15 protein-coding genes and 1 tRNA gene are annotated in these 18,431 nt (G+C 40.6%); 12 read left to right on the top strand and 4 right to left on the bottom strand.

All coding sequences use genetic code 11. The features are described from left to right. Window positions 1-121: 121 nt before the first annotated feature. Window positions 122-355 carry a hypothetical protein gene (locus LJE09_RS10985; RefSeq protein WP_008705688.1) on the bottom strand — a complete coding sequence of 78 codons (234 nt, stop codon included), beginning with the start codon at window positions 353-355 and terminating at the stop codon, window positions 122-124. A 170-nt stretch (window positions 356-525) separates the two neighbouring features. Between LJE09_RS10985 and LJE09_RS10980 the strand changes: the two genes are divergently transcribed. After that, complete coding sequence (locus LJE09_RS10980) at window positions 526-1,665, top strand: 3D domain-containing protein (protein ID WP_227311324.1); 1,140 nt, start codon at window positions 526-528, stop codon at window positions 1,663-1,665. A gap of 103 nt (window positions 1,666-1,768) precedes the next feature. On the opposite strand, the gene LJE09_RS10975 is transcribed toward LJE09_RS10980, so the two are convergent. After that, window positions 1,769-3,052 carry an O-acetylhomoserine aminocarboxypropyltransferase/cysteine synthase family protein gene (locus LJE09_RS10975; protein WP_008705682.1) on the bottom strand — a complete coding sequence of 428 codons (1,284 nt, stop codon included), beginning with the start codon at window positions 3,050-3,052 and terminating at the stop codon, window positions 1,769-1,771. Window positions 3,053-3,169: 117 nt separating this feature from the next. On the opposite strand from LJE09_RS10975, the gene LJE09_RS19190 reads away from it, so the two are divergent. Next, window positions 3,170-3,274 carry a DUF6783 domain-containing protein gene (locus tag LJE09_RS19190; RefSeq protein ID WP_368205757.1) on the top strand — a complete coding sequence of 35 codons (105 nt, stop codon included), beginning with the start codon at window positions 3,170-3,172 and terminating at the stop codon, window positions 3,272-3,274. 156 nt (window positions 3,275-3,430) lie between these two features. Here LJE09_RS19190 and LJE09_RS10970 read toward each other — a convergent pair. Together LJE09_RS10970 and LJE09_RS10965 are read right to left on the bottom strand one after the other, a co-directional pair. Beyond that, window positions 3,431-3,503 (bottom strand) — tRNA-Phe (locus LJE09_RS10970). A gap of 116 nt (window positions 3,504-3,619) precedes the next feature. Beyond that, window positions 3,620-4,804 carry an iron-containing alcohol dehydrogenase gene (locus LJE09_RS10965; protein WP_144136949.1) on the bottom strand — a complete coding sequence of 395 codons (1,185 nt, stop codon included), beginning with the start codon at window positions 4,802-4,804 and terminating at the stop codon, window positions 3,620-3,622. A 356-nt stretch (window positions 4,805-5,160) separates the two neighbouring features. Here LJE09_RS10965 and LJE09_RS10960 point away from each other — a divergent pair, with 356 nt between their 5' ends. The 10 genes from LJE09_RS10960 (at window position 5,161) to trxA (ending at window position 18,425) form a co-directional block, all read left to right on the top strand. After that, window positions 5,161-6,543: an extracellular solute-binding protein gene (locus LJE09_RS10960; protein WP_227295767.1), complete on the top strand. Its 1,383-nt coding sequence runs from the start codon at window positions 5,161-5,163 to the stop codon at window positions 6,541-6,543. Between the two features lie 295 nt (window positions 6,544-6,838). Continuing rightward, window positions 6,839-7,741: a carbohydrate ABC transporter permease gene (locus LJE09_RS10955; protein ID WP_008705678.1), complete on the top strand. Its 903-nt coding sequence runs from the start codon at window positions 6,839-6,841 to the stop codon at window positions 7,739-7,741. 3 nt (window positions 7,742-7,744) lie between these two features. Beyond that, window positions 7,745-8,593, top strand: a complete 849-nt coding sequence (locus LJE09_RS10950) for a carbohydrate ABC transporter permease (protein ID WP_008705677.1) — start codon at window positions 7,745-7,747, stop codon at window positions 8,591-8,593. 122 nt (window positions 8,594-8,715) lie between these two features. Then, entirely contained in the window at window positions 8,716-10,515 is a 1,800-nt protein-coding gene (locus LJE09_RS10945) for a sensor histidine kinase (protein ID WP_008705675.1), read from the top strand. Next, window positions 10,508-12,067 (top strand): response regulator, encoded by a 1,560-nt coding sequence (locus LJE09_RS10940; protein WP_008705673.1) that lies wholly within the window; start codon window positions 10,508-10,510, stop codon window positions 12,065-12,067. Before LJE09_RS10945 ends, LJE09_RS10940 begins: the two co-directional genes overlap by 8 nt. An 80-nt stretch (window positions 12,068-12,147) precedes the next feature. Then, window positions 12,148-14,268 carry a glycoside hydrolase family 3 C-terminal domain-containing protein gene (locus LJE09_RS10935; RefSeq protein WP_055053520.1) on the top strand — a complete coding sequence of 707 codons (2,121 nt, stop codon included), beginning with the start codon at window positions 12,148-12,150 and terminating at the stop codon, window positions 14,266-14,268. 85 nt (window positions 14,269-14,353) lie between these two features. Next, window positions 14,354-15,424 carry a hypothetical protein gene (locus LJE09_RS10930; protein WP_144136948.1) on the top strand — a complete coding sequence of 357 codons (1,071 nt, stop codon included), beginning with the start codon at window positions 14,354-14,356 and terminating at the stop codon, window positions 15,422-15,424. Window positions 15,425-15,603: 179 nt separating this feature from the next. Continuing rightward, window positions 15,604-16,842, top strand: a complete 1,239-nt coding sequence (glyA, locus tag LJE09_RS10925; RefSeq protein ID WP_055057236.1) for a serine hydroxymethyltransferase — start codon at window positions 15,604-15,606, stop codon at window positions 16,840-16,842. A 260-nt stretch (window positions 16,843-17,102) separates the two neighbouring features. After that, window positions 17,103-18,020: an NAD(P)/FAD-dependent oxidoreductase gene (locus tag LJE09_RS10920; protein ID WP_195981145.1), complete on the top strand. Its 918-nt coding sequence runs from the start codon at window positions 17,103-17,105 to the stop codon at window positions 18,018-18,020. A gap of 102 nt (window positions 18,021-18,122) precedes the next feature. Then, window positions 18,123-18,425, top strand: a complete 303-nt coding sequence (gene trxA / locus LJE09_RS10915) for a thioredoxin (protein WP_128866504.1) — start codon at window positions 18,123-18,125, stop codon at window positions 18,423-18,425. Window positions 18,426-18,431 lie beyond the last annotated feature (6 nt).

The following is an 18,431-nucleotide window of genomic DNA, read 5'->3' as shown; positions in this document are numbered from 1 at the left end:
TATATGCAGTGGAGTTTGTCAAATGTTTTTTTATTTATTTTGAAATTTTTTATGATGGTTTTATTGAAAAATTATGACTCCCTGAAAAGTGCTGAAATTGGCACTTTTCAGGGAACAATACTTACATATTAAGTTCTTTCATTAATTCTTCCTGAGAAATGAATTCGTGACAGTCAGGGTTGTTTTCGATTTCCTTTAACATTATTAAATCTGTTTCATCGGGTTCAACTTTTTCTATATCTGCGAATGTATCAGGCAGTTTAAAATGTTTTTGAATAATATGCCAGAAGATATTAGCATCTTTATCACTCATAATTGATACAGCACCTATAATACGTTCTTTAACAGCAGTCATAAAATCACACTCCTTTACGAAAAAATATTTATATTTTATCTTATCTTTCGTAAGGCAGAATAGAATTCTGATAATTTTACTATAGCATATAGAAATAATAGAAGCAATATAGTTTATGAAGATTCCGTGAAGGATGGGGTGGAAAATTGCAAATTGGGAGGGGGTGTGCTATGATAGGACAGACGGAGAGAGACGATAAAGGAGTTGAGGCTCAGTTTATGAAGAAAAAAATTTTAGCATTATTAGTTTGTAGTATGCTTACTTTATCAACAACAGTTTCTGCGGATATTCTGGATTATGAGGGGACAATTAATGCTTATAAGCAGGATAATAAGACACCGCAGACCTTTGAGATTGATAATGGAAGTGGAGAGAAGGTAACTGCAGTTGCCAAGTCAGATAAGGTTTCTGTTTCTGCAAAGGCGACTTATATACGTTCTATGCCAGGGAAAAACGGAAAGAAGCTTGCAAGAGTGTATCTTGGTACCGGTGTAGAGAGAGTGGCCGTATGTGATAATGGCTGGAGTAAAGTGACTTATGAGAAAAAGAGCAAAAAGGGTACGGAAAAGATCAGTGGCTATGTGCCCACAAAACATATCAATGACAGTGATCAGGTTGCTCAGGCAAAGGGAACTTTTACAGCACTGAAGGACAGTGATATTCTGGATTATCCGGGAAAGAAGGATGGACAGGTAGTAGGTGAGGTCATTCAGGAGGATGAAGTGAAGCGCCTGGCTACAGTAAATGGCATCTGGAGTCAGATTTACTATAAAAAAGAGAATGGAAAAAGAGGCATTGGATATATTCCTACCAGTGTTCTGGAGAATACAGCAGCAGAGGAGAAAACAGAGGAGTCAAAGGTCGCTAAAGTAGACGGTGAAGAAGCAGGAACAATTCATAAAAGTGAAGGCAAAGGCGTTTTTGCAGAGGCTGTGGATGGTGTAACTGCTTCAAAAGGAGCGGCTGTCAGTGGTGTTCAGGTAGGAACTCCTATTGCTGTGTCTTCTGATGCAACACTGAAACCTCTTGGAACGTTTAAGATCACACATTACTGTCCATGTAGTATCTGCTGTGGCCCCTGGGCGAATGGGGTTACCTCCACAGGTGTGACGGCTACGACGAATCGTACGATTGCTGTAGATCCTACACAGATTCCATATGGTTCGAAAGTTGTGATCAATGGACAGGTTTATGTGGCTGAGGACTGTGGCGGTGCGATTAAACATAATTGTATTGATATTTATGTTGCCACTCATCAGGAAGGGGAAGATAAAGGCGTATATTATACAGACGTATATCTGCTTGAGTAAAAATTCTGAAGAATATTTTTGGATAAAATAGTAAAAATCCGGCAAAAACCAGAAAATGATAAAATCATTTCAGAAGTTTTGTCGGATTTTTTGAATTTGATTTTTAAGCGTTTTTTAATGCCTGTTCGATGTCAGCAATTATGTCTTCAACATTTTCAATACCAACGGAGAGACGGATCATTCCCGGTGATACGCCGGCTTCCACAAGCTGTTCATCGTTCATCTGGCGGTGAGTATGGCTTGCAGGATGCAGGATCATGGTTTTGGATGCTGCTACGTGCGTTGCGATGGTGGCAAGCTTTAAGCTGTCCATAAAGCGGACTGCAGCTTCTCGACCACCTGTCAGTTCAAAGGAGATAACACCGCAGGTTCTGCCTTCGTTCATGTATTTCTGAGCAAGTGCATAGTATTTGTCATCAGGAAGTCCGGCATAGTTTACGTGAGATACTTTCTCATGGGCATTCAGGAATTCGGCAATCTTCTGTGCATTATAGCAGTGACGTTCCACGCGGAGAGGAAGAGTTTCAAGTCCCAGGTTTAACAGGAAGCAGTTTGTAGGAGACGGGATAGAGCCCAGGTCACGCATTAACTGAGAGGTTGCCTTTGTGATATAAGCCTTCTTTCCAAACTGTTTAGTATAAATAACACCATGATAAGATTCATCCGGTTCAGTCAGTCCATGATATTTATGTCCATAGGCATCCCAGTCAAAGTTACCGCTGTCAACGATAGCTCCGCCAACCTGCACAGCATGTCCGTCCATATATTTGGTTGTGGAATGGGTGACGATATCAGCTCCCCATTCAAAAGGACGGCAGTTTACAGGTGTAGCGAAGGTGTTGTCTACAATAAGCGGAACTTCATGTTCGTGAGCAACCTTTGCGAATTTTTCAATATCAAGAATTACCAGGGCCGGGTTTGCGATGGTCTCTGCGAAAAGTACCTTTGTATTAGGACGGAAGGCAGCTGCAATTTCTTCAGGGCTAGCATCGGTGTCAACGAAAGTGCAGTCAATGCCAAGCTTTTTGAAGGTAACAGCCAGGAGGTTAAAGGTTCCTCCGTAAATAGTAGAAGCCGCCACAACATGATCACCTGCTTCGCAGATATTGAAGACTGCATAGAAGTTGGCAGCCTGTCCGGAAGAGGTAAGGATAGCGGCAACACCACCCTCCAGATCTGCAATTTTTGCTGCTACAGCATCATTTGTGGGGTTCTGCAGACGGGTATAGAAGTATCCTTCTGCCTTAAGATCGAAGAGCTGTCCCATTTCATCAGTAGTATCATATTTATAAGTGGTACTCTGATAAATCGGGAGTGCGCATGGTTCACCCTTAGACGGAGTGTAACCGGAATGGAGACATTTAGTCTCGACTTTAAAGTCACTCATGAGTTTAGTTCCTTTCTTATGTGAAATATTGCTTCAATAAAATATTGTATTAATATTGGGAAAATTGTGATGATATTGATACAAAATTTCATGATAGTCTTAGAGCGTGTTTGAAAAATCATTCCCACAAATTGTGATGCACATCTTGCGGAAAGCATTTTTCAAACATACTCTGGAAAAATTATACTGCTGAAAGTGAGAGAAGACAATATTAAAAAATGAAATAAAAAAATGCTCAGGCTTTTTCTAACCAACCGTGAGCAAAAAAAGAAAATAAAAAATGCTCAGGCTTTTTCTAACCAGCCGTGAGCAAAAAAAGAAAATAAAAAATGCCCAGGCTTTTTCTAACCAGCCGTGAGCAAAAAAGAAAATAAAAAATGCCCAGAGCCGGAATCGAACCAGCGACACGAGGATTTTCAGTCCTCTGCTCTACCAACTGAGCTATCTGGGCATTTGGTCTGTGAACTGTTGTGTATCACAGGCCTTATAATAGCATATCGATTGTTTGAATGCAAGTAATTTTTATGATTTTTGCGAAAAAAGAGAAAATTATAACAAAAATTTATTTTATCTTGCCATAAGGTAGATTTTTTCCATATCTCTCATATTGAGCTGTTTAAAGACTCCAATGGTGCGAGTGTCCTCAAAACTGCATTTGAATGCAAGATCATGAATTTGCTGATCTGTGAGATCCAGACCCAGTTCATGTAAACTGGTGGGCATTTTTACAGACCGGAAAAAATTTTCCATTGCTTCAATTCCTGCAAGGGCTGTTTCTTTATAATCAGTTCCACATGGAATGTCAAATACATTGGTGGCAAACTGAGCAAAACGTTCAGGGTTCACCTCGTAGACGTATCGTGCCCAGCTTCCCCAGATAGCTGCCAGACCTGCTCCGTGAGTTACATTGTAGACACCTCCCAGTTCATGTTCAAGCTGGTGGCATGCCCAGTCACCACCACCTGTACCGCATCCGGTCAGACCGTTGTGGGAAAGGCTTCCTGCCCACATAATTTCTGCCCTGGCGCTGTAATTGTCTGGTTCTTTCATAAGAATACGGGCATTGTAAATGACTGTCTGCATCAGAGCTTCGCTGATACTGTCTGTAATCTCCATAGTTTCAATATTTACAAAATATCGCTCCATGGTGTGCATGAGGATATCTACACATCCGCTTTCTGTCTGATACTGTGGGAGTGTGTAGGTGAGACGTGGATTTAAGATGGCAAATTTCGGCCTGCAGTAATCTGTCTTTGCACATCCACGTTTTTCTTTTGTTTCTTCATTTGTGATAACACTGGAACTGCTCATTTCACTTCCGGAAGCTGCAATTGTAAGGATGACACCAATGGGCAGACAGCCGGTTGGAACAGCTTTTTTCAGACAGAAATCCCAGACATCATTGTTCGGATTGGCAACGCCATAGCCGATGGCTTTGGAAGAGTCAATAACACTTCCTCCTCCTACAGCAAGGATAAAGTCTACATGTTCTTTTTGGCATAATTCGATTCCCTCGCGGACTTTGGAAAGAAGTGGATTAGGAATGACACCACCCAGGGTGATGTATTCAAGACCCTCTTCTTTCAGATTAGAAGTGATCTCATCAATCAGTCCGGAACGGACAGCACTCTGACCTCCATAATGGATCAGAACTTTTTTTGCTCCATACTTCTTCAGCAGGGAACCTGCCTGAAGGTGGGTATCTTTGCCAAAGAGAATCTGTGTTGGTGTATAATATTCAAAATTTCTCATAATATGTAAACGACCTCCTATAGATTGAAAGGTTAACTGAATCAGGTAAGTCCTCTGCTTTAATTGTAAAATGTAATGAGCAGTAGGTGGGACTTCCTTTTTATATTAAAGCAAATAATGGAAAAATAGTCAAAAAATAATAAAAAAATTAAAATTTGAAAGTAATTTTTGCTGGTTCTCAGAAGACATTTTTGGAAAGATTCCAGTACAGATATCTATAATTTTCTGCACACAGAAAACGGAAAGACAGAAATTTATAGATTTTGGACAGAATATTTTATGGGCATTATGTGAATGGAATGCTATGATAAATACACTTAAATATACAAAGTGAATAAAAAAGGAGGAAACAAGAAATGAAAAAAAGAATGTACAAGATTATGGCACTTGCCATGACAGCAGCTATGGTGGTACCGATGGCAGCGCAGACAACTGCATTTGCAGCTGACGACAAAGAAATTACTTACTGGAATATCGCGGTAGAGAGCCCGGACAAAGATATTGTTACTGCAGCAGTAGACAAGTTTAACAAAGAAACAGAGTCAGGCTATACTGTAAATCAGGTAGCTATCCAGAACGATACATACAAGGAAAAACTTGTTATCGCGATGAGCTCCGGTGAGTGTCCTGATATGTACTCAAGCTGGTCCGGTGGTCCGATGTATGAATATATTGATTCCGGATTTGCTCAGCCGATTGATGATCTTCTTGATCAGTCCGATGTTAAAGATAAACTTCTGGATGCAGCTATTGAACAGGGAAGCTACAACGGACATGTATATGCAATCCCATATCTGAATGTTTCTCTGGCAGGTATCTTCTACAACAAAGATATGTTTAAACAGTACGGACTTGAAGAACCGAAGACATTAGCTGATCTGGAAAATATCTGTGCAACATTAAAAGAAAACGGAATTACACCTTTTGCACTTGCTAATGCTTCCAAATGGACAGGTTCCATGTACTTCATGTCTCTGGCAGCACGTTATGGCGGACTGGAACCATTCCAGAATGCAGTTGCAGGAAGCGGCAAATTCACAGATGACTGCTTCATCAAAGCAGGTGAGAAGATTCAGGAGTGGGTTAAAAACGGATACTTCCCGGATGGCGTAAACTCCTTAAGCGAAGATGACGGACAGGCAAAACAGTTAATGTATCAGGAGACAGCAGGTATGCTTCTCTGTGGCTCATGGTATGCAGGAACATTCCAGACTGACAGTGAGGAATTCTATCAGAAGATCGGCTGGTTCCCATTCCCTGCAATTGATGATTCCGATGCTGATCCTACAATCCAGATCGGTACTGTAGGTGATCAGTTCATTTGCTTCAACTGTGAAGGTGATAAACTTGCAGCAGCATTTGAATGTGCAACAGATCATTTATCTGATGAAGTTGCAGACATTACATATTCTAACAACAAGATTGTTCCTGTAAAAGATGCAGGAGACCACATTTCAGATCCTGTTGTAAAGGAAATTTTTGATGCAGCTCAGGAAGCATCTTCTATCCAGTTGTGGTATGACCAGTATCTGCCGACATCTGTTGCATCTGCACATCTTGATGGCTTACAGGAAGTATTTGGTCTGACAAAGACTCCTCAGGAAGCACAGGAAGAAATGCAGAAAGCAATGGACGAATATTTAAGTACCAAATCTGATTCCGGCGCAGCAGATGATACTGCAGAAGAAGCTACAGATGATGCAGCTACAGATGATGCAGCAGCAGATGATGCTGAATAATCTTTAAAGGAAAGCAGGCATTCATTCTGACCTGAGTAAGGGTAGAAAAGAAGGGTTCTGCACATGCTGAAAGTGCAGAACCCTTTATCTTGAAAAACAATATGTGAGTACACAGAGCGTGCTTGAAAAATCATTTCAATGTCAAATTACATATCAGACAGCATGTCAGAAAATATATAAAAACCATCTCAGAAATATATCTCTAACATATTCCGAAAGCATTTTTCAAACATACTCTGGCATACGTTAGGTCAGATGATCAAATCTCAGAAAGTATTAAAAAGGAGGCACCAAAATGAATGAAAAAGGGATATCTCTGGTTCAGTTAAGACAGAGAAAAACACGTCAGACAGCAGCACTTTTTCTGGCACCTGTTATCATTTTATTAGTAGTATTTATCGCGTATCCGATTATTGATACATTTATTACAAGCGGATACCAGTGGAATGGTATTTCCGCAGACAAGAAGATGGTAGGACTTGCAAACTGGGCAAAACTGATCAAAGATACAAAATTCTGGATAGCATTTAAGAACAACGTTATTATCATGATCCTATCTATCATTATCCAGATTCCGTTAGGACTTGCAATGGCAACATTCCTTGACTTTGGCGGTAAGAAACTTACAATTTTCAAGGTTATCTGGTTTATTCCAATGCTTATGTCTTCTGTTGCAATTGGTTTCCTTTTCACATACGCACTTGCAACAAACGGAGGTATTGTCAGCACAATTTCCGGATGGTTCGGAGGGGGCAACATTGACCTTCTTGGTAATCCAAAATTAGCATTGCTCACAGTTATTCTTATCATTGCATGGCAGTTTACACCATTCTACATGGTTTACTTTATGGCTGGTTATACAAACATCCCATATGATGTATTTGAAGCAGCAAGAATCGATGGTGCTACAAGAGGACAGTATTTCTGGAAGATTGCACTTCCACTTCTTATTCCGTCAATTAAGAGTGCAGCTATCCTTTCAATGGTTGGATCTCTGAAATACTTCGATCTGATCTATGTTATGACAGGTGGCGGTCCTGGTACTGCTACAGAGCTGATGGCAACCTATATGTACAAAGAATCATTCAAGAACTTTAACATGGGTTATGGCTCAGCCATTGCAGGAGGTATGTTTATCCTGATTACAATGGTATCTATGATTACTATGAAACTTATAAACGGAAAACAGGAGGATTAAGGAATGGACAGCTATAAGAAAAGTAGAAGAAAAAGCATCATAGCCTGGATCATTGCTTTTGTTCTTGCTATCGGTGCAGCAATTGTATCATTTACACCTTTTATATTCATGGTGCTGAACTCATTCAAAGAGAAATTTGAGATGCTTACCAAGGGTGTATTCCAGCTTCCTGATCAACTGAACTGGTCCAATTACACTGAGGTACTTACAGGAGGGTTTGCAAATTACTTCAAGAACAGTGTGATCGTTCTTGCAATCTCCCTGATCCTGCTGCTGTTTATTTCAGCATGCGCTTCTTATCCTCTGGCAAGATTTAAGTTTAAAATGGCACAGCCGATTTATGCGATCATTGTAGCCTGTATGTCTATTCCTGTACATATTACATTGATCCCTGTATTCAAAATGTCAAAGTCAACAGGACTTTATGATACAATCTGGTCACTGGTCGGACCGTATGTCGCATTCGCAGTTCCGATTTCCGTATTTATCCTGACCAGCTTTATGAAAGAGATTCCGAGAGAAATCGAAGAATCTGCTGAAATTGACGGATGTGGAAAGATTCAGATGTTTTTCTCCATGATCCTGCCGCTTTCCAAACCCGGAATGGCGACACTGGCAATTTACAATGGTGTAAATATGTGGAATGAATTCTCATTTGTAAATACACTGACACAGTCTGCCCAGAATCGTACCCTGCCGTTGGCAATCTGGGAATTTCAGGGACAGTATTCTATGAATACACCAATGATCATGGCGGTTCTTACATTAACACTTTTACCAATGGTTATCATGTTTATTATTTTCCAGGATAAACTGGTAAAAGGTATGACTGCAGGTGCTGTAAAGGGTTGATTCTTTCTGCAGAATCTGTTGTATCCATTTACCATTGAACATGGTATGATATTGGGGAGGTAAAATCCCCCCCTGATCATGTGGGTATATGTGAAATTATGTGACAGATGAGGAAAGACAACATGAACAAATGGAAAACAAAATTCAGCCACTGGAAATTTGATAAAAAAATACTTTTACTTGTGACCGTCAGTATTCTTATTGTAACGCTGACGGTTGCAGGTGTTTCTCTGACTTTTTCTATAGCATCGATGAAAGAGCAGTCTGTAGAACTTCTGCAGATGCAGAATAATACAGTTGCGGAATCTTTTAAGGGATCAATGGATTCATATAAAGAAATCGTATTGGGTACGATCATGGATGATTCTGTGCAGAATTACTGCAGGCAGGTGCAGAAAAATGAGCTGAAGACAGCAGACATTGATGCAGTTTACAGCAAGCTGGAGAATCTGAATAATATGTATGAGAGTCTGAACTTTGCTGCCATTGTCAGTTCGGATTATAAAAGTTACTACTACAGAGGAAAGGGTTCTTTATCAGTTACGCAGTTTGAAGAAGTGTATCCCCAGGCATATGAGAGAAGCAAATATGCGCAGAAAGGAACGCTGAAAGTTTCCTATAATAACGATTATTATAACGATTATTATAAAGGGAACAGATATACATTGAGTCTGTATTATCCATTATATGATACCAGAAAAGTATCTGATGCAAGAGGGCTTCTGTGCATGAATTTCGATGATCCGGCAGTACAGAGGATGCTGGCTGTAGGAGATTCTTCAGCAGAAACAAGAGTAGTTGACACAGGTGGAATGATATTGCTTTCGAATGATAAAGAGGAGACAGGCCGTTACGTAAATTATATAGATGAGATGGAAAAAGGGATACAGATATTTACAAAGAATGGGAATATGTATGTATGCCAGAAGATTAAGAACTGGAATTATTATGTAGTCAGTTCGATTTCTTTTTATAAACTGATGGAATCAGGATTCCATATAATGGTTGTTGTGATTCTGGTTCTGATCATAGTGCTGATCATAGTAAGCATTATTATAAGAGCACTGGTCAGGAAAATGTATCAGCCCCTTAATAAGGTAGTATCTAATATGGATTATGTTGCAACAGGTTCCCTGAGAACAAGAATCAATGTTGACAATATGGGTGAAGATTTCACAAAGCTTGCAATTGGTTTTAACTCTATGATGGATGAAATCGAGGTGTTGATGGAACAGGTAAAACTGGAACAGCATCAGCTGGAGCAGATCCGTTTTAATGCCCTTCAGTCGCAGATTCAGCCGCATTTTCTTTATAATACACTGGAATGTATCCACTGGCAGGCGATTGCCGAAGGAAATAAAGAGATTTCCACAATGGTAAAGGCGCTGGCGAAATATTACAGGATCTGTCTCAGCAAAGGACATGACGTGATCACGATCAGAGAAGAAGTAGAGCATATCAGGAATTATATGATTATCCAGAACATGAGATACGACAACATTATCGGAAGTGAGATTGTTGTAGAATCTCAGGTGGAAGAAAGCCTGATACCGAAGCTGACCCTGCAGCCACTGGTAGAGAATTCCATTTATCATGGAATGAAAGTAAAAGAGGGAAAAACAGGTACACTTTATCTTACAGCATATAAAAATGAGGATGAAGTTATCATAAAGGTATCAGATACAGGCACAGGAATGAGTCAGGAACAGATAGATGAAATGAATGAACAGCTCTCCAGATACGAGGATTCCTTCGGATATGGAGTGCGAAACGTAAACAAGAGGATTGAACTTCTTTTTGGGGAGGGATATGGTCTTAATTACCAGAAGAATGATTCGGGTGGAGTAACTGTCGTGATCCATCTGCCATATCAGACAGAAATCAAAAAGAACACAGCGGGAGGCGAGTGGACGTGTGTATAGAGTACTGATTGTTGATGACGAAAAGATGATACGCATGGGGATGAAAAATGCCATAGACTGGAAGAAACTGGGAGTAGATGACGTATTTACTGCTGCGTCAGGAAACGAGGCTTTGAAGATTCTTAAAGAAGAAGGTCCTGAAATTATGGTTACAGATATCCAGATGACAGAAATGACAGGACTGGAACTGATTAAAGCGGCCAGAGAATCAGTACCTGAACTGCGTGTGATCGTGCTTACAGGCTTTGATAATTTTGAGTATGCAAGAGAGAGCCTGCGGCTTCAGGTGCAGGATTTCTTCCTGAAACCGATTGATGAAGATGATCTTTTCAATGCGATAGAAAAGCAGATAAAAGAACTGAAAGAGCAGGAAAACAAAGAGCAGAATCAGGCCAGAGTATGGCGCTCTCAAGGCTCTGTAGTGCAGATGAGACTGGAGCAGTGCATGAGAAATTTGGTGCATACAAAAGCAGATAAAGAAATGCAGTTGTATATTCTCCAGAAAGATTTTCAGTTTGATATTAAGCAGAAAATGAGCCTGATTCTTCTGGAACAGGGAATGTATACAGAACAGCAGAATGACGGAAAATTCCGTGCAATGACTGTTAAAAATGTCTGCATGAGCATGGTGGATTCCCAAAACAGAGGAATCACATTTGTAGATGATGACGGTACGATTGCGATTGTCTGTTTTGAAAAAGATGATGACGACAGCGTTCTGGAACAGATTGAAGAATTGTCGGATGTGCTGAAGGATGAATTTGAATATAAACCAAAGATTACGGTTGGAAGTGCTGTGCAAGGATTTGAAAATCTGGCAATTTCCTACAATGATGCCAGATATCTTCTGGAACATGAAAAAAAGAATATTCAGGACATTATACAGACGATGGGGGCTCAGAACAAGAAGAAAATCTTCTGGGAAATCTATGCAGAACTGCGAAATATCATGATTTCCAATATAGGAACTCCAGATTATGTACTAAAGGCATTTAATACCTTTATTAAGGCAACAGAATCCTATAATCTTTCCCCTTCTGCTGTGCGCAGATGTTGTTTCGAGATTGCCTCCTCTTTGATTTTTTCCTACATGGAAGTATCGTGTGAGGTGGAAGAAGGAAAGTTGGATGCACTCTCCAAGAGTCTGTCATCAGCAGGAAAAGAAGAGGCCTGTGAGATTACGAGAATGTTTATTGAGCAGCTCATTGAAAATGATGAAGAGGATGTACATTATACCATTTCCAATGCCAGACACTATATAGATGAGCATCTTGCAGAGGATATTTCGGTTTCCAGCATTGCGGAAAGTCTCTATATCACACCGAATTATTTCTCCAGATTATTTAAGCGGATTACAGGTGAAGGATGTAATGAATACATTGTCAGAAAGAGGATTGAGAAGGCGAAGAGCCTTCTGGAAACTACCAGCATCAAGACTGGAAAGATTGCTATGATGGTAGGATACAGAGATACGAATTATTTCTCACTGGCATTTAAGAAACATACAGGAAAATCTCCGACGAAATACAGAGAAGAAATGCAGAATACATAATGCAGGAGTAGCGGGCTGCGCTGAGGCTTTGTTAATACCTGCTGAATAATTATCAAATTATATAAACAGGAGGATCTGAAATGAAAGATCACAGAAAAGAAAGAGCAGAAGCAAGAAAAAAAGCAGAAAAACTGGTATCACAGATGACGCTTCTGGAGAAGGCTTCCCAGTTAAAATACGATGCTGCTCCCGTGAAAAGACTGGGTGTTCCGGCATACAATTACTGGAATGAAGCACTGCATGGAGTGGCCAGAGCAGGTGTGGCAACCATGTTCCCACAGGCAATTGCGATGGCTGCAGTATTTGACGATGAAGAGATGAAAAAAGTTGGCGATATCATTGCAACTGAGGGAAGAGCAAAATACAATGCATATTCTGCAAAAGAAGACAGAGATATTTACAAGGGTCTTACTTTCTGGTCCCCCAATGTAAACATTTTCAGAGATCCGAGATGGGGCAGAGGGCATGAAACCTATGGTGAGGATCCATATCTGACGTCCAGACTTGGCGTGAAATTCGTAGAAGGAATCCAGGGTGATGGACCTGTAATGAAAGCGGCAGCATGTGCAAAGCATTATGCAGTGCACAGCGGTCCGGAATCGCTCAGACATGAATTTGATGCACAGGCAAGCATGAAGGATATGTGGGAAACATATCTTCCGGCTTTTGAAGCGCTTGTAACAGAAGCGGATGTTGAGGCTGTAATGGGTGCTTATAACAGGACAAACGGAGAACCCTGCTGTGCACATAAATATCTTATGGAAGATGTCCTGAGAGGAAAATGGAAATTCGAAGGTCATTATACTTCTGACTGCTGGGCAATCCGTGACTTTCATGAACATCACATGGTAACTTCCACACCAAGACAGTCCGCTGCTATGGCATTAAATGCAGGCTGTGACCTGAACTGTGGAAATACATATCTTCATATGATGGGAGCTTATCAGGATGGACTGGTAACAGAAGAGAAAATTACAGAATCCGCAGTAAGACTGCTGACAACCAGATATCTGCTGGGCCTGTTTGACGGAAGTGAATATGATAAGATACCGTATAGTGTGGTAGAGTGCAAAGAGCACATTGATGAAGCTCTTAAGATGGCAAGAAAGAGCTGCGTACTTCTGAAGAATGATGGAGTTCTTCCGATTGATAAAACAAAAGTAAATACTATTGGTGTCATTGGCCCGAATGCAGACAGCCGTGCAGCTCTTATTGGAAATTATCATGGAACATCTTCAGAATATATTACTGTTCTTGAAGGAATCCGTGAAGAAGCAGGTGACGATGTAAGGATCCTTTACTCTCAGGGATGTGATTTATATAAAGACAAAGTTGAAAATCTGGCATGGGATCAGGACAGAATTTCTGAGGCAGTAATTACAGCGGAAAACAGCGATGTAGTCATACTCTGCGTAGGTCTTGATGAGACTCTGGAGGGAGAAGAAGGAGATACCGGAAACAGTGATGCATCCGGGGACAAAGTTGATCTTCATCTTCCGAAAGTACAGGAAGAACTGATCGAGAAAGTAACAGCAGTAGGAAAACCTACCATCGTAGTTCTGATGGCAGGAAGTGCGATTGACCTGAATTATGCGCAGGATAACTGTAATGGAATCCTTCTTGCATGGTATCCGGGAGCAAGAGGCGGACGTGCAATAGCAGATCTTCTCTTCGGAAAAGAATCTCCATCAGGAAAACTTCCGATAACCTTCTATAAAGACCTGGAAGGAATGCCGGAATTCACAGATTACTCTATGAAAAACAGAACTTACCGTTATATGGAAAAAGAGGCACTTTATCCATTTGGATACGGACTTACATACAGTGATACCTGCGTAACAGAAGCAGAGGTTGTCGGTGAAGTATCAGCAGAGTCCGATATCATGTTAAAAGCAACTGTTAAGAACAATGGAACAGTAGATACAGATGAAGTTGTTCAGGTGTATATCAAAGACCTTGATTCTCCGCTTGCAGTTCGTAACTACAGTCTCTGCGGATTTAAGAGAGTATCTCTGAAAGCGGGAGAAGAGAAATCTGTAGAATTTACAATTTCTAATAAAGCAATGAATATAGTTGATGAAGATGGAAATCGTTACATCGCAGGAAAACATTTCCGTTTATTTGCAGGAGTATCCCAGCCGGATACAAGAAGTGCAGAACTGACAGGACATAAGCCTGCTGAGGTAGAAATTGCACTTTAACCGAACGGAGTAAGTATTCTGTTTCAATTGCGAAAAGTAACATAAAATAAAAACCATATTATATATGGACAGGAGGAACACAGACATGAAAAACAAAATTAAAAAAATATTACTTCTTGGAATGACAGCCATGTTTACTGCCGGTGCAGCAGGCACAGCAGTTATATCCTGTCCTGTATGGGCAGATGAAGCAGAACAAAACTCTGAGACTGCAGAAGAGCCAAAAGCAGAAGATGCAGCTGTGGAAGAAGAAATTGCTGATCAGACAGATGATAAAACAGAAAATACAGATTTAAAAACTGTAGAACATCCAAGAATGTCTGTCTATTCCATCCGCAGATTTTCCATTGTAAAGGACGGCGAAGAAGTATTTCAGATCAAACAGGAACCGGCAGATTATAAGATGGATTTCGACTACTGGGAAATTACCAATCCGTATGATGAGACTGCAACAGTAAACACAGAGAATATGTATGAAATGTTTGGAGTGCTGGCTGCTTTTGATCTCAGCAACGGCGTCGATGCAGCAAATACAGATACCGGACTGGATAACACAAAGACATATTTTACAGTAGATTTTGTAAATACAGTTAACGATGACACAGCAAAAGAAACGCAGGATGCAGATGCAACAGCAACAATTCTTATAGGAAATACAGATGAGAATGGTGACTATTATGCATGTGTAAAAGGATACGAAGAGGCTGTTTATCTGCTTTCAAAAGAGTCAGTGAACAGTCTTCTGGAGCTGAAACCATTTAATTTGATTCTGAAGATTCCGGCATTGGTAAATATTGATACACTTGACAGTGTGGATATGAGCATTGGAAAGAAAACCTATACCATGAAGCTGGACGGCAGCGATTATAAATTCGGAAAGAAAACTGTAAAGAAAGAGAAATTTACTGAATTGTATCAGGCGCTTCAAAGTATAATGCTTGATTCGGAAGTCGAAGAAACAAAAGATGCAGCAGATAAGGAAGAAGTGCTGACTGTAACATTCCACAGAAACACAGAAGAAGCTCCGGAAGTAACTTTGAAATATTATACATATGATGATACTTATGATAGTCTGGAAATCAATGGAACCGAGAGATTTCTTGTGAAAGCGGAAGATGTGGATGCACTGGTAAAACAGATAAAAAAAGCGTTTTGATGGAATCGAATCTGTTATTTGCTACAGAGCTCAGCAGAGAAACATAATATGTGGTATCCTAATTTATATCATAAAATATTTTGGTGCGCGGACAAATGTCTTTTGGTGATTGACATGATGGATAGAATTGGTTATAATCGGAATAATTACTGAGCGTATAACAAAGGAGGAGCACGAAGATGTATTCAATCGACGACGTAGCAAAGACAGACAAGGATATCGCAGATCTGATCGAGGCGGAGCTTGCACGCCAGAATTCCCATATTGAGCTGATTGCTTCAGAGAACTGGGTAAGTAAAGCTGTTATGGCAGCAATGGGAAGCCCTCTTACTAATAAATATGCGGAAGGATATCCGGGGAAGAGATTTTACGGCGGATGTTCCTGCGTAGACGAGGTAGAAACTCTTGCCATTGAACGCGCGAAAGAATTATTCGGATGTGAATATGCAAATGTACAGCCGCACTCCGGAGCACAGGCAAATATGGCGGTTTTCTTTGCAATGCTGCAGCCGGGAGATACTGTAATGGGTATGAATCTGGACCACGGTGGACATCTGACACATGGAAGCCCTGCGAATATGTCCGGAACCTACTTCAAGCCAGTATATTATGGAGTAAATGATGACGGCGTGATCGATTATGAAGAAGTCAGAAGAATTGCAATTGAGAATAAACCAAAGCTGATCGTAGCAGGTGCAAGTGCTTATGCCAGAGTTATTGATTTTAAGAAATTCCGTGAGATCGCAGATGAAGTTGGGGCTTATCTGATGGTGGATATGGCGCATATCGCCGGTCTGGTAGCAGGTGGACAGCATCCAAGCCCGATTCCTTATGCAGACGTTGTAACAACAACCACACACAAAACCCTGCGCGGACCAAGAGGCGGCCTGATCTTAAGCAGCGCAGAGAATGCAAAGAAATTTAACTTTAATAAAGCAGTATTCCCGGGAATCCAGGGCGGTCCTCTGATGCACGTGATCGCTGCCAAGGCAGTATGTTTTAAAGAAGCACTTCAGCCGGAATTTAAGGACTATGCAAAGATGATCGTTGAGAATGCGCAGGCACTTTGCAAAGGACTTCAGAAGCGAGGCATTGATATTGTTTCAGGTGGTACGGACAATCATCTGATGCTTGTAGATCTCAGAAGTCTGGGTGTTACAGGAAAGCAGATGGAGAATCTTCTTGATGAAGTAAACATTACCTGCAATAAGAATGCAATTCCAAATGATCCACAGTCTCCATTTGTTACAAGCGGTGTACGTCTCGGAACAGCAGCAGTTACTTCACGAGGCATGAAACCGGAAGATATGGACAAGATTGCAGAAGCAATTGCTATGACCTTAAAAGAAGAAGGCAGCCAGGAGAAAGCAAAAGCTATTGTCAAAGAACTTACAGACAAATATCCGCTGGTTGGATAAAAATAAGACGTGTAAAGCCATTTTCAATTATGAGAAATTATAATTGAAAATGGCTTTTTATATCGAACAGCTGCAATGACAGATAGGATACTTATAAAAAGATAAATTATACAAAAATTATCCAAATAAAATCATGGATTTTTTTCAGAAAACGTAGTATAGTAACAATAGCTGATAATAAGTTACTGAGAACAGAGTGAACAGTAACGATGATATATCACAGTATATTGAAAACAATAACAGAGAGCAGGTGACAGAATTTGGAAAAAGTGATAATCATAGGTGCCGGACCTGCAGGAATTTCCGCTGCGCTTTATGCAGTTCGTGGAAATCTGGATCCCCTAGTGATCAATAATGGGATCGGTGCTTTGGAAAAAGCAGAGAAAATAGAAAACTATTACGGACTGGAACATCCGCTGTCCGGTCAGGAATTATATGATACAGGAATCGCTCAGGCGAAAGCACTGGGCGTACGAATATTGGATGCACAGGTTCTGGGAGTCGGCGGGTTTGATACTTTTGTGGTAAAAACTACAGAAGGTGAATTCGAGACTCAGAGTCTGATTCTTGCAACAGGAAGTAAGCGCGCTGCACCGAAGATCCCGGGTGTTAAAGAATTTGAGGGAAAAGGTGTCAGCTACTGTGCAATCTGCGATGCTTTCTTTTACAGAGGCAAGGATGTAGCAGTTCTGGGAAACGGTGATTTCGCCATGCATGAAGCAAAGGAATTGTCAAATACTGCTTCTACAGTAACCATTTATACAAACGGTGAAGAACCGAAATTTACACCTGAAGAAAATATCAGTGTAAACACAATGAAGATCCAGTCTGTAGAGGGCGATGATCTGGTATCCGGAATCCGTCTTGAACCTGATGTGCAGGCAGAGGAAATAAAGGCAGAAGCAGGTCAGCAGGCAAATGATTTCTGTCCTGCAGAGGGTGTATTTATTGCAATGGGAACTGCAGGCAGTACTGAGATTGCCCGCCAGATGGGAGCTGAACTTACTGAAAAAGGAAACATTAAAGTTAACGAAAATATGGAAACAACCATCCCGGGACTCTATGCGGCAGGTGACTGTACAGGCGGACTTCTTCAAGTGGCGAAAGCTGTATATGAGGGAGCACAGGCAGGTATTAATGCAGGGAAGTATGTAAGATCTTTAAAGCAAAAAATCTAAAATAAAAACTGAAAATCTAACAGAGTTATAGTGTTGATATTATAAAACCAGAGAACTTACATTACAAATTTTTATAAAGAATAAGCAAAGGAGATATAAATCATGGCAAAAGAGATTACAACAGCAAATTTTGAAACAGAAGTATTAAAATCTGAGAAACCGGTTCTGATTGATTTCTGGGCAACATGGTGCGGACCTTGCATGCGTCAGGGACCAATTGTAGAAGCACTGGCTGAAGAAGGCTATGCAGTGGGTAAGGTAGACGTAGATCAGAATATGGCACTTGCACAGCAGTTTCGTGTAGTCAGCATTCCGACACTGATCCTGTTCAAAGACGGTGCGGAAGTGAAACGCTTCGTAGGTCTTACGTCCAAAGAAGAGCTTAAGAGTGCATTGGAAGGCTAAAGATTT

It is taken from the genome of Blautia sp. DFI.3.45 (assembly GCF_020593505.1).
GTDB classification, from domain to species: domain Bacteria; phylum Bacillota; class Clostridia; order Lachnospirales; family Lachnospiraceae; genus Blautia_A; species Blautia_A wexlerae.
This window is presented reverse-complemented; position numbering and strand designations above follow the sequence as displayed.

Bases quoted from the DNA above. Each gene is read 5' to 3' on its own strand.
- LJE09_RS10985 (WP_008705688.1), bottom strand. From the start codon at position 355: ATGACTGCTGTTAAAGAACGTATTATAGGTGCTGTATCAATTATGAGT.
- LJE09_RS10980 (WP_227311324.1), top strand. From the start codon at position 526: ATGATAGGACAGACGGAGAGAGACGATAAAGGAGTTGAGGCTCAGTTT.
- LJE09_RS10975 (WP_008705682.1), bottom strand. From the start codon at position 3,052: ATGAGTGACTTTAAAGTCGAGACTAAATGTCTCCATTCCGGTTACACT.
- LJE09_RS10965 (WP_144136949.1), bottom strand. From the start codon at position 4,804: ATGAGAAATTTTGAATATTATACACCAACACAGATTCTCTTTGGCAAA.
- LJE09_RS10960 (WP_227295767.1), top strand. From the start codon at position 5,161: ATGAAAAAAAGAATGTACAAGATTATGGCACTTGCCATGACAGCAGCT.
- LJE09_RS10955 (WP_008705678.1), top strand. From the start codon at position 6,839: ATGAATGAAAAAGGGATATCTCTGGTTCAGTTAAGACAGAGAAAAACA.
- LJE09_RS10950 (WP_008705677.1), top strand. From the start codon at position 7,745: ATGGACAGCTATAAGAAAAGTAGAAGAAAAAGCATCATAGCCTGGATC.
- LJE09_RS10945 (WP_008705675.1), top strand. From the start codon at position 8,716: ATGAACAAATGGAAAACAAAATTCAGCCACTGGAAATTTGATAAAAAA.
- LJE09_RS10935 (WP_055053520.1), top strand. From the start codon at position 12,148: ATGAAAGATCACAGAAAAGAAAGAGCAGAAGCAAGAAAAAAAGCAGAA.
- LJE09_RS10930 (WP_144136948.1), top strand. From the start codon at position 14,354: ATGAAAAACAAAATTAAAAAAATATTACTTCTTGGAATGACAGCCATG.
- glyA (WP_055057236.1), top strand. From the start codon at position 15,604: ATGTATTCAATCGACGACGTAGCAAAGACAGACAAGGATATCGCAGAT.
- trxA (WP_128866504.1), top strand. From the start codon at position 18,123: ATGGCAAAAGAGATTACAACAGCAAATTTTGAAACAGAAGTATTAAAA.